Source organism: Westiellopsis prolifica IICB1, from assembly GCF_004323185.1.
Taxonomy (GTDB): domain Bacteria; phylum Cyanobacteriota; class Cyanobacteriia; order Cyanobacteriales; family Nostocaceae; genus Pelatocladus; species Pelatocladus prolificus_A.
This window is the reverse complement of sequence record NZ_NAPS01000001.1, coordinates 1515162-1528354: the sequence shown is the minus strand read 5'-3', so window position 1 is coordinate 1528354 and position 13193 is coordinate 1515162. Positions and strand designations below refer to the sequence as shown.

At 38.8% G+C, this 13193-nt stretch carries 13 protein-coding genes; 5 read left to right on the top strand and 8 right to left on the bottom strand.

All coding sequences use genetic code 11. The features are described from left to right. Positions 1 to 84: 84 nt before the first annotated feature. Entirely contained in the window at positions 85 to 1284 is a 1200-nt protein-coding gene (locus tag B4U84_RS06545) for an MFS transporter (protein WP_131116277.1), read from the top strand. An 11-nt stretch (positions 1285 to 1295) separates the two neighbouring features. Here the strand turns inward: B4U84_RS06545 and B4U84_RS06540 are convergent, their stop codons facing one another. After that, positions 1296 to 3836 (bottom strand): AAA family ATPase, encoded by a 2541-nt coding sequence (locus B4U84_RS06540; protein WP_131116274.1) that lies wholly within the window; start codon positions 3834 to 3836, stop codon positions 1296 to 1298. 272 nt (positions 3837 to 4108) lie between these two features. On the opposite strand from B4U84_RS06540, the gene B4U84_RS30400 reads away from it, so the two are divergent. After that, a complete protein-coding gene (locus B4U84_RS30400) occupies positions 4109 to 4255 on the top strand; it encodes a hypothetical protein (RefSeq protein WP_165490252.1) in 147 nt (48 codons plus the stop codon). A gap of 188 nt (positions 4256 to 4443) precedes the next feature. Here B4U84_RS30400 and B4U84_RS06535 read toward each other — a convergent pair whose 3' ends face one another. From B4U84_RS06535 to sodB, 5 genes are all read right to left on the bottom strand, one after another. Next, positions 4444 to 5580, bottom strand: a complete 1137-nt coding sequence (locus B4U84_RS06535; protein WP_131116271.1) for an ATP-binding protein — start codon at positions 5578 to 5580, stop codon at positions 4444 to 4446. Between the two features lie 178 nt (positions 5581 to 5758). Continuing rightward, the gene (locus B4U84_RS06530; protein ID WP_131116268.1) at positions 5759 to 6448 is read right to left on the bottom strand and encodes a PHP domain-containing protein; all 690 of its coding nucleotides are present in this window, start codon (positions 6446 to 6448) and stop codon (positions 5759 to 5761) included. A 343-nt stretch (positions 6449 to 6791) separates the two neighbouring features. Then, positions 6792 to 7820, bottom strand: coding sequence for a phosphoribosylformylglycinamidine cyclo-ligase (gene purM / locus B4U84_RS06525; RefSeq protein ID WP_131116264.1), 1029 nt, complete (start codon positions 7818 to 7820; stop codon positions 6792 to 6794). A gap of 105 nt (positions 7821 to 7925) precedes the next feature. Then, complete coding sequence (locus tag B4U84_RS06520; protein ID WP_131116261.1) at positions 7926 to 8132, bottom strand: hypothetical protein; 207 nt, start codon at positions 8130 to 8132, stop codon at positions 7926 to 7928. Between the two features lie 156 nt (positions 8133 to 8288). Next, complete coding sequence (gene sodB / locus B4U84_RS06515; protein WP_044450643.1) at positions 8289 to 8891, bottom strand: superoxide dismutase [Fe]; 603 nt, start codon at positions 8889 to 8891, stop codon at positions 8289 to 8291. A gap of 535 nt (positions 8892 to 9426) precedes the next feature. Between sodB and B4U84_RS06510 the strand changes: the two genes are divergently transcribed. Further along, positions 9427 to 9921 (top strand): ureidoglycolate lyase, encoded by a 495-nt coding sequence (locus B4U84_RS06510; RefSeq protein ID WP_131116258.1) that lies wholly within the window; start codon positions 9427 to 9429, stop codon positions 9919 to 9921. A 411-nt stretch (positions 9922 to 10332) separates the two neighbouring features. Further along, the gene (locus B4U84_RS06505; protein ID WP_017309161.1) at positions 10333 to 10938 is read left to right on the top strand and encodes an exopolysaccharide biosynthesis protein; all 606 of its coding nucleotides are present in this window, start codon (positions 10333 to 10335) and stop codon (positions 10936 to 10938) included. A gap of 81 nt (positions 10939 to 11019) precedes the next feature. On the opposite strand, the gene B4U84_RS31900 is transcribed toward B4U84_RS06505, so the two are convergent. Next, on the bottom strand, positions 11020 to 11145 hold the full coding sequence (locus B4U84_RS31900; RefSeq protein ID WP_278248302.1) for a hypothetical protein: 126 nt from the start codon (positions 11143 to 11145) through the stop codon (positions 11020 to 11022). A 232-nt stretch (positions 11146 to 11377) separates the two neighbouring features. On the opposite strand from B4U84_RS31900, the gene B4U84_RS06500 reads away from it, so the two are divergent. After that, complete coding sequence (locus tag B4U84_RS06500) at positions 11378 to 11989, top strand: PAP/fibrillin family protein (protein ID WP_131116255.1); 612 nt, start codon at positions 11378 to 11380, stop codon at positions 11987 to 11989. A 44-nt stretch (positions 11990 to 12033) separates the two neighbouring features. On the opposite strand, the gene aroB is transcribed toward B4U84_RS06500, so the two are convergent. Beyond that, positions 12034 to 13125: a 3-dehydroquinate synthase gene (gene aroB / locus B4U84_RS06495; RefSeq protein ID WP_131116252.1), complete on the bottom strand. Its 1092-nt coding sequence runs from the start codon at positions 13123 to 13125 to the stop codon at positions 12034 to 12036. Between the last annotated feature and the right edge of the window lie 68 nt (positions 13126 to 13193).

The following is a 13193-nucleotide window of genomic DNA, read 5'->3' as shown; positions in this document are numbered from 1 at the left end:
TAGGACTTCAGCTATGTAGAATTATGGAAAGCAATTTCAGCAATGTGAATCTACCTGTGTGAAACAACACAGAATGTATAGATAATGGAAAAAGATACAGGAATCATCACTCAGCCAAAAATTTTGTGGTTGCAAGTTTGGAGTTTAGCAGGAGTACAGGCAGCCATTGTTATCTGCTGGCTAATTTATAATCTGTACTTGCCTAAACTTTTGGTTGGGTTTGGCTTTCCTGAATCGTTAGCAGTTGGAGTCGTAATCTTAGAAAATATCTTGGCGGTGTTGATGGAACCGCTGATGGGGGCGCTTTCTGATCAAGCCAAGTATCGGGTGGGAAGTCGCTTTTCTTTTATCACCTTGGGAGTGATTTTATCTTCGGCTTTGTTTATTGCTATCCCTTCAATTGTCACTTTTGTCACACCTTCAGATATAACAAAATGGCTATTACCTTTAATGCTGGTAGCATGGGCCTTAGCAATGACGGTGTTTCGCAGCCCAATTTTTGCATTATTGGTATACTACGCACTTCCACCACAATTACCTTCAGCACTCAGCGTCATCATTCTTGTAGGTGGAGTTGCTGGTGCTTTTAGAGGAGTAGCTAGTAATTTTATTCTTGGTTTAGGGCCAATTTTTACCTTTGCTATTGGTTCGTTTATTCTTCTAGGTGCAGCGGCGACACTGCGATTATTTCATCCCCCCAATCCATTTGTAGAGGAGGTACAAACATCAACAAACCCAGGACAATTTCTCCGCTCATTAGCTTTGATTTTGGGTACTGGTGTCGGTATTGCTTTGGGTTCGCGGTTAATGATGGATGCTTTGAGTAAATTGCTGAAGGTAAATTTAAATACTGACAATGTTGACGTCATAATGTTAATTATCAATCTTGTCATAGCGGTCGCATTTCTACCAGCAGGCGCATTGGCTGTCAAAATTGGTAATCGCCTAGCTATGCTGATTGGTGTTGGTGTAATTAGTATATATTTAATGATGAGTTTATATATAGGCACATATATACCTGTAATTTTACTAGGTATATGTGGCTTTTGTTTAATAGTCAACGGTGGTATTCCCTTTTCCTTTTCCCTAGTAAGTCCTCGTTGGGCTGGGTTAGCAGTGGGAATGTATTTTGCGGGTTTTGGGTTGGTGGGAGGTTTATTTCCGGTAGTATTTCCCCAACCGCAATTAATTACACCAGAGATTGGGGTTTGGGTGAGTGCGATCGCATTTGTATTTGCGGGTATATGTGTCGCCTCAAGTCGCACACCAAGCGAAGAATTATGAAGAGTAATTTGTTACTTAATCTGAGCAAACCACTGCCGAATCATCTCGACTTGGAAGCGATAACCTTCACCAACTTCCTCAATCAACTCCCGTTGCAATAATAAATTAATAGTACTAGTTGTTACATTATTAATTTGCAATATACTTTTGTGACTCACCACAACCCCTTCTCCTTGGGCTGCTATCAAGCGCAAAATATCTCGTCCCGTTGCATTTACTTGGTTATTTTGAATATCAGCAAAGAAAAAACTGCCACTTTTCAAAGCTTCTGGAACTGCTGCTTCCACATCTGCTAATTTTGCTAATCGGCGCACAGAGGGATCTTGCTCATTTTTATAAGCAACAATTTCACTACACAGCAGTTGTACTAAGAACGGGTGACAACGGGTAAGTTGTAGAACTCGCTCGACAGCATCAGGTTCATAACGCAGAGTAAAATCTTTGACAGGGCGCTCAATTAATTGCCTAGCTTCGTTTTCCTTCAAGTAGCTAATTTGCACAACTTGTACATTAATCAGATAGCTAGCCCAACGCTGATACTCTTCGATAGTATGGGAACCAGCTAGCATCAGCTTGAAGCGGGGACGATGTTGGATGAGGTGACGCAGCATTCCCAAAATATCTTGTTCATCAAAACGTCCTTTAGTGATGGCGCTGTCTATCACTTCAAATTCATCTAGCATTAACAACGCCGTATTTTGTTCTAATGCTCGTTCTACCTGATCTAACCATTCATCAAAGTCGGTGAAGGGATCATTTGCTAGGGTTTCACGGGTTAAATTTGGTAAATTAACAGCTTGCTTTTTGGCTGAAGCGATCATTCCTCTGGCGAGATTGTAGAGAAAACCTGCATAGTTACTCGCTGATGAGGGTGCGCCTTGCAAGTCTACAAACATGGGAATGATGTTATTGGGTAGTAGTTTTCCCAAGTTGTTGAGTAGGGAAGTTTTACCCATACGTCGCTGACCGTAGAGTAGCAAAGGTGGGCGACGGCGATCAAGAATTAATTGCTCAATACGTGTACCTATATCATCGCGTCCGATAAAGATCTCTTGTTGTGGTGTTAAAGGGATACCGATAATGTATGGAGAATCTAATTCTTGGTAAAGTTCGGTTTCTTCTGCTAATTCTTCTAAATACTTAGTAATGATATCGCCCCAGTTTTGCGCGATCAAGGAGAAGCGAGGGGAATAATTTTTTTCACCACGGGTTGATTCTTGCAAATGTAAAAAATTTAAACGCTTTGTAATCTCTTTGAGTACAAGACGTTGATTGTATTTACTTTCTTGATTAAGAGCTGCATCTACATCTTCACTAATAGTTCTAAATATACGTAATCTCTGGCTGACTTCATCCTTTAAGTCACTACTCACCAGATTGTGGTACAAGTTACTGATAGTTTCTATATTGGTGCAATTTTCTAAAAGAGGTGCATACAGTTCAAATTGTGCAGCTTTTAATGCCCAGCTTTGAGGGGTATTTAGCAAATATTTGAAAGCGGCCTCTGCTTCAGTTGGTTTGCGTTTTGCAACTAAAATAATATGTCGTTCTAAATTTGTTAGAGGTATAAACTGCCATTCATCCCAAAAGGCACTATTGATACTTAATAAGCTGGGTTTTTCGGAAGTACGTCTTTTTTCTAATTGATAAAGCAGAGCATTCCATACTATTTCAAATGGAAAAAGTACAAGATGTCGCCAAAAAGAAATTATTGTGATTCCTGCAATAATTACTATTCCAGACATTAAAGTTATATTTGTTACCTTTAATATTTCTCGAATAGCGTTTAAGATTTTTTCTGTTTTTAGAGAATCATTACTCAACAATAGATTTGTTAACAAGATGTTAATCAAGAATGCAGCTGGAAATATAATTCCGAAAAACCATGTCCATTGAAATCTACCGAACCACGATAGTGATAACAACTGGAACAAACATAAATATCCTAGACCAAATACGACTGATAGTATTTTTTCTTCTAAACTTGAACCTATCTGACCTAATATTATTACGCATAAAATAGAACTAAAAATTACACCTGTGCTTGCGCCAAACAATAGAACAGTAGATGACACATTAAATGCGAAACCTAACATCGCGCCTAGCAAAAAGCTTATATATGAAGGAAGCGAAGCAAATATTGACACTGCACTTAGTATGAAACCCAAAAATACGCTCAATATTGGTAATTTCCCCACACCAAATGACACTAAGCTCAAAATCACACTCAGCATGGAACTCAACACTAGGCGAAGTGCAATATTTTCTACAGGTTGACTTAATACCCATTGCACCAAACCAACTATCAAGTTAATGAAAAGGGGTAATATTAGGTGTATTTGTAAAAATAGCCGCCACAGACTGGGATTTCGCCATCTTATAGGGCTTTCATGGTGATGCTCTAAATCTAAAGCAGGGTCAATGCGCTTGAGGTGATTGCGGAAAGCAGTAGGACGAAAAATAAGCCAGAATAATATTTGCAGGCTACCCAGTATCAAATTAGGGTGCTGTTCGGGTGCGTGAGTGTAGGCGTTGCGTGGAATAATTACCACTTTATCTGCACAATACTTTAAATTACTACTTTTCGTAACTCATCGATTTAGACTAAAACAATCACAAGTTACTAAGTCATAAGTCAACAAAAGGGTAACAAATAGCTGAGAAGTAGTTGACTTTGAATAATTACATGTTATTTTTAAATTTAGGCAAACAGTATAAAGTGCCCAATACATTAAAGGGTGGGCACTCTAACTGCCTCTGAACCTTCTCCTTAACGGCTGAGTTCAGAAGTCTAGCAAACTTTTGAATTTCAGGGAGAGTTCCTATGGCTACCTTTTGCCGACTGTTAATTGTCGTTCTGCTTTTTGGTGGTGTTGTTTCTGGAGATATCCAGTTAAACGACGCTGTTCTTATTCCAGTTATCCTGGAAATCATTGAGAGCATCGATCAATCCAAAAATGACGACGAATAACAGTAACGTTGATTAGCACAAGTGTGTAGCAAATTTTTTGCTACTTTAGCAAAAACTGGCTGAGGTGACGACTCATCCAGTTTTTTATACTTAAGGCAACCATTTTTCCAATGAACTCGCCTACATATCTATTTAAACTTAGCTATGGTTGGCTTATGGTGTGAGTTATGGCTGACTTATAGAAATGTTCAAAAAATTAGCTCTTGAAATGGCTCAATTTGTTTGAGTGCTTCCTCGCGCCATGAAGAGTTATTAGGGACTTCCTCAAGGCTAAATAATCTTTCTCGACATAAAATTTGTAATAGAAGTGGTAAACAACGGCTTTGATGTAAAATCCACTCTACATCCTCCTGAGAAAAAGCTATGGGCGAACTTGCTATTAATTCTCGTGCTTCTATTTCTGTCAGTGATCCCAGATATGCTGTATAGCCGAAAATATTGAAGAATGGTGAACTATGTCCGTTTTTATGTGCTAGTTCAATAGGTGATTGATTAGTAGCTAAAATAAACGCTAAGTTCCCATTTGTATGGTTGGTCGCCAGAGAACGCAAACTTTCCCAAAATTCATCATTTAATTCTGGACAACGTTGCAACCCTACACCAATTTCATCTAATAAAATCACTGTGGGATTGTGTAAGTTATGGCTAACCGCATCCATAAATAAATCTAAATCTATAGATTCCGAGTTGTCCTGCTGAAAACTACTATCACGTCTCGGAATGTTTGACATTAAATTGAGAGATTCAAGAATGTAACCCAACAATCCTTCTCTGCTTTGCATTCGTACATCTTGAAAGTCTACAAAAATCCATTTGTATGTTTCTGGATTTGGTAACCAATCAGATTTTTGAGTTGGACGTAATTGTGCTGATGAAGTAGTTGTAATATTTTTTAGATAATGGAGTAGAGAAGTTTTTCCAATACGTTGTTTACCAATTATGACAGCGTTTTGCAGGGGATGGCGTTTAAGTAAGTTGAAAATGCGTTTTATTTCTTTCTCCCGACCAAAAAATTGGTGGGGGTGAGTGATGGGTGTACCAGTAATAAAAGGTGAATGTTCCTCGATTAATTCAATTATTGTTTCGCTATCAGCTTGAACACTTGGTTCTTGATATGCAATTTTTTGCCAGTCTAGCCCCAGTTTTTTGGAAAGTTCAAGAAAATTGAGGTAATCAACTGGTTTACTATTGAGAAAGTTTTTAACAGTCGATAAAGATAGCCCAACTTCACTTGCTAAAACTTGCTGGCTGGGATAACCATTGCGTTGAACGGCAGACTTAACCTTTTCAATATATCTTGGGGCAACTTTGAGCGATCGCGCCATCACTCTTTATCTTTATAAATATAGCAACTCAACTTAATTGTAGAGTGCTTCATGCTTTGGTTGATGTAGTTTTTGTGTGCTGGTATGCTGAACTCGCACACTGAGTCAATAAGAACACAGAGAAAGTGAGAGAATTAAGAGAGTACAAGACTATCAAAAATTACTTCATCCTTGATCCTTACAATCGCTGCAATAAACTTAAACCGTGAGTATCAGTTCCACAGGTGTTATAAAGTCCGTATTCAACAGCTAACTGTTGGACTTGTTGTGATTCTGTTGCACTGGGTTTCCAAGGTTTTGGATTGTTGTAGGCGTAGAAAGTTTCCACACCATTAATACCAAGTTCCGCAGCAGCAGGAATTAATTCTAAATGGGATTTTCTGTAACGTGCTGGGTGAGCAAGTACCGCCAACCCGCCAGCTTTTTGAATCGCAGCAATGACGTTAACTGCTCGATATTCTTCTCCTGTAGTAATTCTTCTTTGGATGTATGGCTTGATACTTGGGTGTGTAGGATCGAAAGCATAAGCCAAAATGTGAACTTCTATCCCTAGTAGATCGGCATTAATTTCTACACCACTCCACAGGTGAGGAACACTTACACCTGGGTTATTCCATCGCCAATCTTCCAGCCATTTTTGTGCTACTTGGTAGCCAGATATACTATGATGATCGGTGATTGCGAGTCCTTCTAAACCGATCGCGATCGCTTGTTCCATTAATCCACTAGGCTGTAATTTACCATCAGAGTAAGTGGTGTGCATGTGAAAGTTGAAGCACTTCGGACAACTTTGAGCATCGATGTTTTGAAATACTTCTTCTAATAATTCTCTAGAGGCAAAAGCAGTCCGAATACAATTGACAGTCATAACCCCCTCTTTTCTTGTGAATGAGTGATAGTTAACACTCCAACACAACCTATTCATAGCTCGGAACTTATCTACACTTTATGTATAGTGTTGGTGGCTTTTTTTTAAGCTTGGTTGGTAATATTTTTCAATATGTTAAGACTACGTTAGCAAATTTAAATGCAATTGGTCATGAGTATTTTCAATTGCAAACCTCAACAAAAGTAATCAATTTTGCCAAAAATATCCGTTATTTCCACCAATCATCGATATGGAAATAACGGCTATAATACTGATGATTCGAGTACAAAATCCACTTGATTAAGAAAAAAATCAACCTCATCAGATGTATTCAATTTGTCATTTATTCCGGTAATCCTAATAATTCGCCGGAGCCAGTAATCACTTCACCAATTACATAAGTTGCAATATTTTGTGACTCAAAATGATCAACTGCTAGCTGTACTTGTTGTGGAGGTACAAGTAAGACAAAACCAATCCCCATATTAAAAGTATTATACATCGCCTGGGGACTCACCGAACCAGTCTCAGCTAACCATTGAAATACAGGTGGAATAGACCAACTGTCAGTATCAATTTTAATTGCTTGCCCTTGTCCTAAACATCGGGGTAAATTTTCTGGTAAGCCACCACCAGTAATATGAGCCATACCGTGAATTTCTAAACCTGCTTGGCGTGCAGCGAGGACAGGTTTGACATAGATACGAGTAGGTGTGAGGAAAGTTTCTCCTAAAGTTTTACCACCAAGTAATTCTGGGCGTTGATCCCAAGCAAACCCGTGATCAGAGATAATTTTCCTAACTAAACTATAGCCGTTACTGTGAACACCTGTGCTACTGAGAGCGATCGCCACATCTCCGACTTGTACTTGCGAACCATCGAGTAGCTGACTTTTTTCTACAACTCCCACACAAAAACCAGCTAAATCATACTCACCAGTTTGGTAGAAACCAGGCATTTCTGCTGTTTCTCCCCCCAACAAAGCGCAACCCGCTTGTTTGCAACCAGAAGTAATACCCGCCACAACTTGAGTTAATTGCTCTTTCTCTAACTTACCAGTTGCTAGGTAATCCAAAAAAAATAATGGTTCCGCGCCAGATGTCAACACATCATTAACACACATCGCCACCAAATCAACCCCAACGGTGTCATGGATGTTGAGAGTGTGAGCAATTTTCAGCTTTGTACCTACACCATCAGTACCAGAAACTAGCACTGGTTCCTGCAAACCAGTTGGTAACTGAAAATAGCCACTAAAGCCTCCCAATCCGCCTAACACTTCCGGTCTAAAAGTGCTATGAACCAAATTCCGAATCTGGGTTACAAAAGCTCGACCAGCCTCAACATCAACTCCTGCGTCTTTATAATCCATTACTTAAACACCGTGATCAACGCCCCAACCACCTAGATTATCACCAATAATCAATGACCAATAACCAATGACCAATGACCAATGACCAATAACCAATGACTAAAGTTAAAACACCTCATCTTCTTGACCACACCACCATTCACCCAAATTCATTAAATCTTGGTGAATATCAGCCAAAGTATCAGCGTATTCGGTTTCTGAAAGTGCTTCACGCAATTCTTCCAATTTCTTCAGTCGCAGTTGTACCATCAACCAAGGCTTGGCAATGCTGTCAGTTGCTTCCATGTATTGGGCTAAGTCTTTGCTATCCATGTTTTTTATTTCTCAATTGTTGGATCTATAAGTTGCTCTAATACAATGATGAATCAAAAACAGTCACGACTAGCATCGTGACTGTCTGAAGTTTGAATGAATCAAGTAACCAGTTATCAGTTTTTGATCACTGTTCACTGATAACTGTTCACTGAATTAAGCCGCAGCGTATTGTTCAGCGACAAAATCCCAGTTCACCAACTGATCCATGAAATTTTTGATAAATGCTGGACGAGCATTGCGGAAATCGATGTAGTAGGCGTGTTCCCAAACATCTAAGGTTAGGAGTGCCTTCTTACCATGAGCAACAGGGTTTTCAGCATTGGGTGTCTTCATCACCTTTAAGGTACCACCATCATCAATTAACCAAGCCCAACCGCTACCAAACTGAGTTGCTGCGGCATTAGAAAACTCATCTTTGAATTTATCAAAGCTGCCAAAATCTTTTTCAATTTTGGTAGCCAAATCACCTGTAGGTGTACCGCCACCTGCTGGCTTCAGACAGTTCCAGAAGAAAGTGTGGTTCCAAACTTGGGCAGCATTGTTAAAAACACCTGTCTTAGAGGAATCTTTAAAAGCAATTTGGATCACTTCTTCCAATGGCTTATTAGCAAGCTCTGTTCCCTCTGTAAGTTTGTTCAAATTGTCTACGTAAGCTTTGTGATGCTTGCCATAGTGGTACTCGAAAGTTTCAGCTTTCATACCGTATGCTTCTAAAGCATCAAATGCAAAAGGAAGGGGGGGCTGTGTAAATGCCATTTTGTGAAATCCTCTCTTTACAGTTTTCCAGTTTAGAGCTTCTGCTGAAGCTTCGGAAAATAAATAACTAAGTGTTTAGCAGTTTAAGTTGCTTAACACTAGCAATAAAACTTAACAACTCGATCTTACTAGCAAATGTGGTACTAGAAGCGTCAATCTCAAGGTATAGAACCACAAAAATGTTACCAAAAAACTTTTATTTGAGTATTAATACTAAAACATCTATCGTAGGTTTGATTTTAAACTCAGAGCAAATATGATCAAGCAAACTCAGCAAATGTAAATCTCATGAACACAGAGCTTCGCTATTAAATGTATTAGTTATTTTTATAACTCATTTGTAAATCATAACCCAAAAAACCTTATTACAGTCTAATGTAATCAATTTAACATGAAACTTTTAAGTATTTAAACTTGACACCAGAAGAAATATATGCATTTAACTCAGTCCAAGTAACTTGTTTTAACATCAAAAAAGAGCAGAGTCATAGATAGCGATCGCCCTCAAGATTCATTAATATACATAATCATAAATATGCATACAGCAAAGACAGTCAAACAATTAGAAGCTCAATTGCTGACACCAGAAAACTTTGCCCGTTATGGACAGGTAATTTTTCCAAGTAAAGACGGGAAAACCTTTGATACAGAAGATGCTCAATTAAAACTAGATAAAGGTACACCCCGTTTCTATATTATGCATTTGGAGCGTCGCGGACGAAAATTTCACAAAATTACTCGCCACATCCAATGCACTCAATGTCTAGGTTCATTAGAAGGTAAAGACTGGTTAATTGCAGTTTGTCCTCCTAATAATGAAGTCAAACAACCAGATTTAGTAAATATTTCTGCGTTCCGTATTCCTGGAAATTGTTTTATCAAATTAGATGTAGGAACTTGGCACGCAGGCCCATATTTTGAGCATGATAACGTAGATTTTTATAATTTAGAATTGAGTGATACGAATGTAGTAGATCATTTTACTCATGATTTTTTGCACAGTCAGCAGATAGAGTTTGAGATTGTATAGCTCACCAAAATTTCTTAGTGTCTAAGTGTCTTGGTGTTTCAATCATTATTTTTTCAACACATATAGCATTCCTAAATCATTCGTGAGAAACAAGATCCCCGATTTCTTAAAAGAAGTCGGGATCTAAGCTCTGCGATTTTGACAAATCATATAGGATTGCTATAGACGTGTCTTCTTCGGCTACCTGCATCAAGCCATTAAGTGTCTGTGTGTCTACTAGAACGGTAGGCACATAGATAAAATATAGCTTCTTAACTAACTACTAATAAACTATAACTAATAACTAACTATTGACAGATGTCAATCTACTATTTTCGGAATTAATGTAAAAATATTTGTATTGATCTCTAATTTAATTTAGATAACTTAGTAAGACTCGGTATTGTGAAGACTCACATCACCTCAGAACAGATGCATCTAAAATTTTCTCAAGATATCAAGTTACTGTTACAACGGTTAGCTGAAAAACCGTTGTCACTTGGAGATATCCTGGCAGAAACTTCGGAACGAGGTTTTAATTTGGTGATTGCATTGTTAGTTTTACCATTTTTGTTTCCAATGCCACCAGGATTAACAGGGCCATTTGGTGGCGCTTGCTTGATCTTGTCAGTGCAAATGGTTTTGGGTAGGCGATCGCCCTGGCTACCTAGGAAAATAGCTACATACAAATTTCCTCGTGCTTTTGCTAATATCCTATTGCAAAATTTGCGACGCATTACCAGAATTATAGAAAAAATTGCTCGCCCTCGGTTGTCAAAAATAGCTGGTCATCCTTACATTTGGCGGTTTAATGGGTTTTGTATTTCTTGGTTAGCATTGTTGCTAATATCACCTGTTCCTCTTACGAATCCTATCCCAACTATAGGTATTTTACTATTAACAGTGGCAACAATAGAATCTGATGGTTTATTGATGTGTATTGGCTACATATTTACTGTTTTAACTACTCTATTGTTTACCCTGATTGGTTATTTATTTTTTGCAGCTCCTACTTTACTACCAGAACTCCTACGTTAATAAATAAGCAATTGATTTTTTATTTAAAATTAGAAACTTTTATAGCGTTGCTGAATCAAGATATGAATTTATCATTCAGGCTTATGTAGAGAGACGTAGCATTGCTACGTCTCTACAAGAATTTCGTATCGAACGACAATGACCAAATTCAGCAACGCCAGGTGCATCTACTACTTTTATATCCATGATGCTAACAGCAGCATCCATAAAAATTAACGAAGAACAAATATTTTCAATCCCTACCAAGGCAGAAGTTTTAATATATTTAAACGTGCTATAATAAAGCCCCCAGCCAGAGGCTGAAGGCTACAAACTCGGGTGCATCTACCATTTCTTTATCCGTCTGACTAATGAATGCATCCGGAAGAATTTACAGATCGCGATCCCCGCTTTTGATTTTGGGATTGTTGGATTATTCATGGGCAAAAATTGGTGATTTATGAATAATGAACTAAGAAATCTCAAACAAAAACTGATTGCGATCGCAGATTCTGCTGATATGGGATTTAACTGCACCCCAGAAGTAAAGCAGGAAATCGAGAGTTTGGCAGAAAAAATTGAGGTTTTCAATCCCAATAGCCAACCTACAAAGCAGATGGAATTGGTACAAGGGCGGTGGCAGCTGTTATACAGTACATTTGGTTTAGAACGAGAAACGACTCTGCAACGTCTTTCTTTTGGAAAGCTACCGAATGTGAATGTAAGCGTTAGTGGTATTTTTCAAGAAATTTATCTAATTGATCAGCAATATAATAACTTGATTGAGTGTACAGCAAGTTCTGGAGTTAGAGCAGTTACTGTTGTCAGAGGACGTTACACAATAGAAGATTCCCGGCGTCTAAATATAGATTTTCTAGAAACATTCGTCAAAAGTGCAAATAGCGATTTAAGTGATTTCGCCTTTCGAGAAGCTTTAGGAGTAGATGATGAATCTCCTGTTGAATCACAGCTTTCATTTAGTGGTTGGACAGATATTACCTATTTAGATGAAAATTTTCGCCTGATGCGTGGGAATCAGAAGAATTTGTATGTCTTGTTGCGAGAGGAATAAGGTGTTTGTAGCCAATCAATTCCCCTACACCCCTATTTCGTAAATTACATATTCTGCAACACCTGTCGAATAATATCTGCTGGGACTTGATCTGTCACCGTCACTGCACCAATTTGGGTTGGTAATACAAACCGGACTTTACCCGCTTTTACCTTTTTATCAATCTGTAATGCTTCAATAATCGCTGCAATATCCAACCCAGATGGTAATTTAGTTGGTAAACCTGCTTTTTCTATTAAAGCATCTTGCCGTTTTGCTTCAGCCTGACTCCACATTCCCAGTTCTACAGCGATCTGTCCTGCTGCTACCATCCCGATCGCAACTCCTTCCCCATGCAGTATTTGTGTATAACCTGTCAAGCTTTCCACTGCATGACCGATGGTATGTCCGTAGTTGAGTATCGCCCGTAGTCCGGCTTCTTTCTCATCTTTGCTGACAACATCAGCTTTAGCTTGACAGGAACGAGTTAATATGATGTCTATTAATTCTGGCTGAATATATCTCATTTCATCCAAACGCAGACTTGCTTCTAATTCAGCAAATAACTGGGCATTCCAAATAACAGCATACTTGATCACCTCTGCCATCCCTGCACCAAATTCTCGTGCGGGTAGGGTTTTCAGCACATCAGGATCAAGTAATACTAATCGCGGTTGATGGAATGCGCCAATTAAGTTTTTACCTTGGGGATGGTTGACGCCTGTTTTCCCACCAATGGCTGCATCTACCATGGCTAAAAGGGTTGTAGGGACTTGTATAAAATTAATGCCTCGTAACCAAGTCGCCGCTGCAAAACCCGTCATATCGCCGATGACGCCCCCTCCCAAAGCTACCATTGTGGCAGAGCGTTCTAAGCGGTTCTCCAGTGCTGTGTTGTATAATTTTTCTACCGATGCCAAGGTTTTATAATTTTCGCCATCAGGTAAAATATGGCTTGCAACTTCAAAATTGGCAGCTTGAAGTGATGCGATCGCTCTTTCCCCATAAAATTGAAAAACAGTCGGGTTAGAAACTAGCAAAACTTTCTTACCTAACTGTAAATTAGCCATGTATTCGCCTAATTGATCTAGGCTACCTGGTGCGATCGCAATCTCATAAGACTGCTGCGGTAGATTTACTTTAATTACGGAAGCCATTACTACCCCCTTTGCAAGTCCGTGTCGAATATTCTACCGCAATGCTGTACTAGCTTCACCGTTGGATA

Coding starts and splice junctions, on each gene's coding strand:
- B4U84_RS06535 (WP_131116271.1), bottom strand. CDS start 5,580: ATGGCGCGATCGCTCAAAGTTGCCCCAAGATATATTGAAAAGGTTAAG.
- aroB (WP_131116252.1), bottom strand. CDS start 13,125: ATGGCTTCCGTAATTAAAGTAAATCTACCGCAGCAGTCTTATGAGATT.
- purM (WP_131116264.1), bottom strand. CDS start 7,820: ATGGATTATAAAGACGCAGGAGTTGATGTTGAGGCTGGTCGAGCTTTT.
- B4U84_RS06545 (WP_131116277.1), top strand. CDS start 85: ATGGAAAAAGATACAGGAATCATCACTCAGCCAAAAATTTTGTGGTTG.
- B4U84_RS06510 (WP_131116258.1), top strand. CDS start 9,427: ATGCATACAGCAAAGACAGTCAAACAATTAGAAGCTCAATTGCTGACA.
- B4U84_RS06530 (WP_131116268.1), bottom strand. CDS start 6,448: ATGACTGTCAATTGTATTCGGACTGCTTTTGCCTCTAGAGAATTATTA.
- B4U84_RS30400 (WP_165490252.1), top strand. CDS start 4,109: ATGGCTACCTTTTGCCGACTGTTAATTGTCGTTCTGCTTTTTGGTGGT.
- B4U84_RS06500 (WP_131116255.1), top strand. CDS start 11,378: ATGAATAATGAACTAAGAAATCTCAAACAAAAACTGATTGCGATCGCA.
- B4U84_RS06520 (WP_131116261.1), bottom strand. CDS start 8,132: ATGGATAGCAAAGACTTAGCCCAATACATGGAAGCAACTGACAGCATT.
- B4U84_RS31900 (WP_278248302.1), bottom strand. CDS start 11,145: ATGGATGCTGCTGTTAGCATCATGGATATAAAAGTAGTAGATGCACCT.
- sodB (WP_044450643.1), bottom strand. CDS start 8,891: ATGGCATTTACACAGCCCCCCCTTCCTTTTGCATTTGATGCTTTAGAA.
- B4U84_RS06505 (WP_017309161.1), top strand. CDS start 10,333: ATGCATCTAAAATTTTCTCAAGATATCAAGTTACTGTTACAACGGTTA.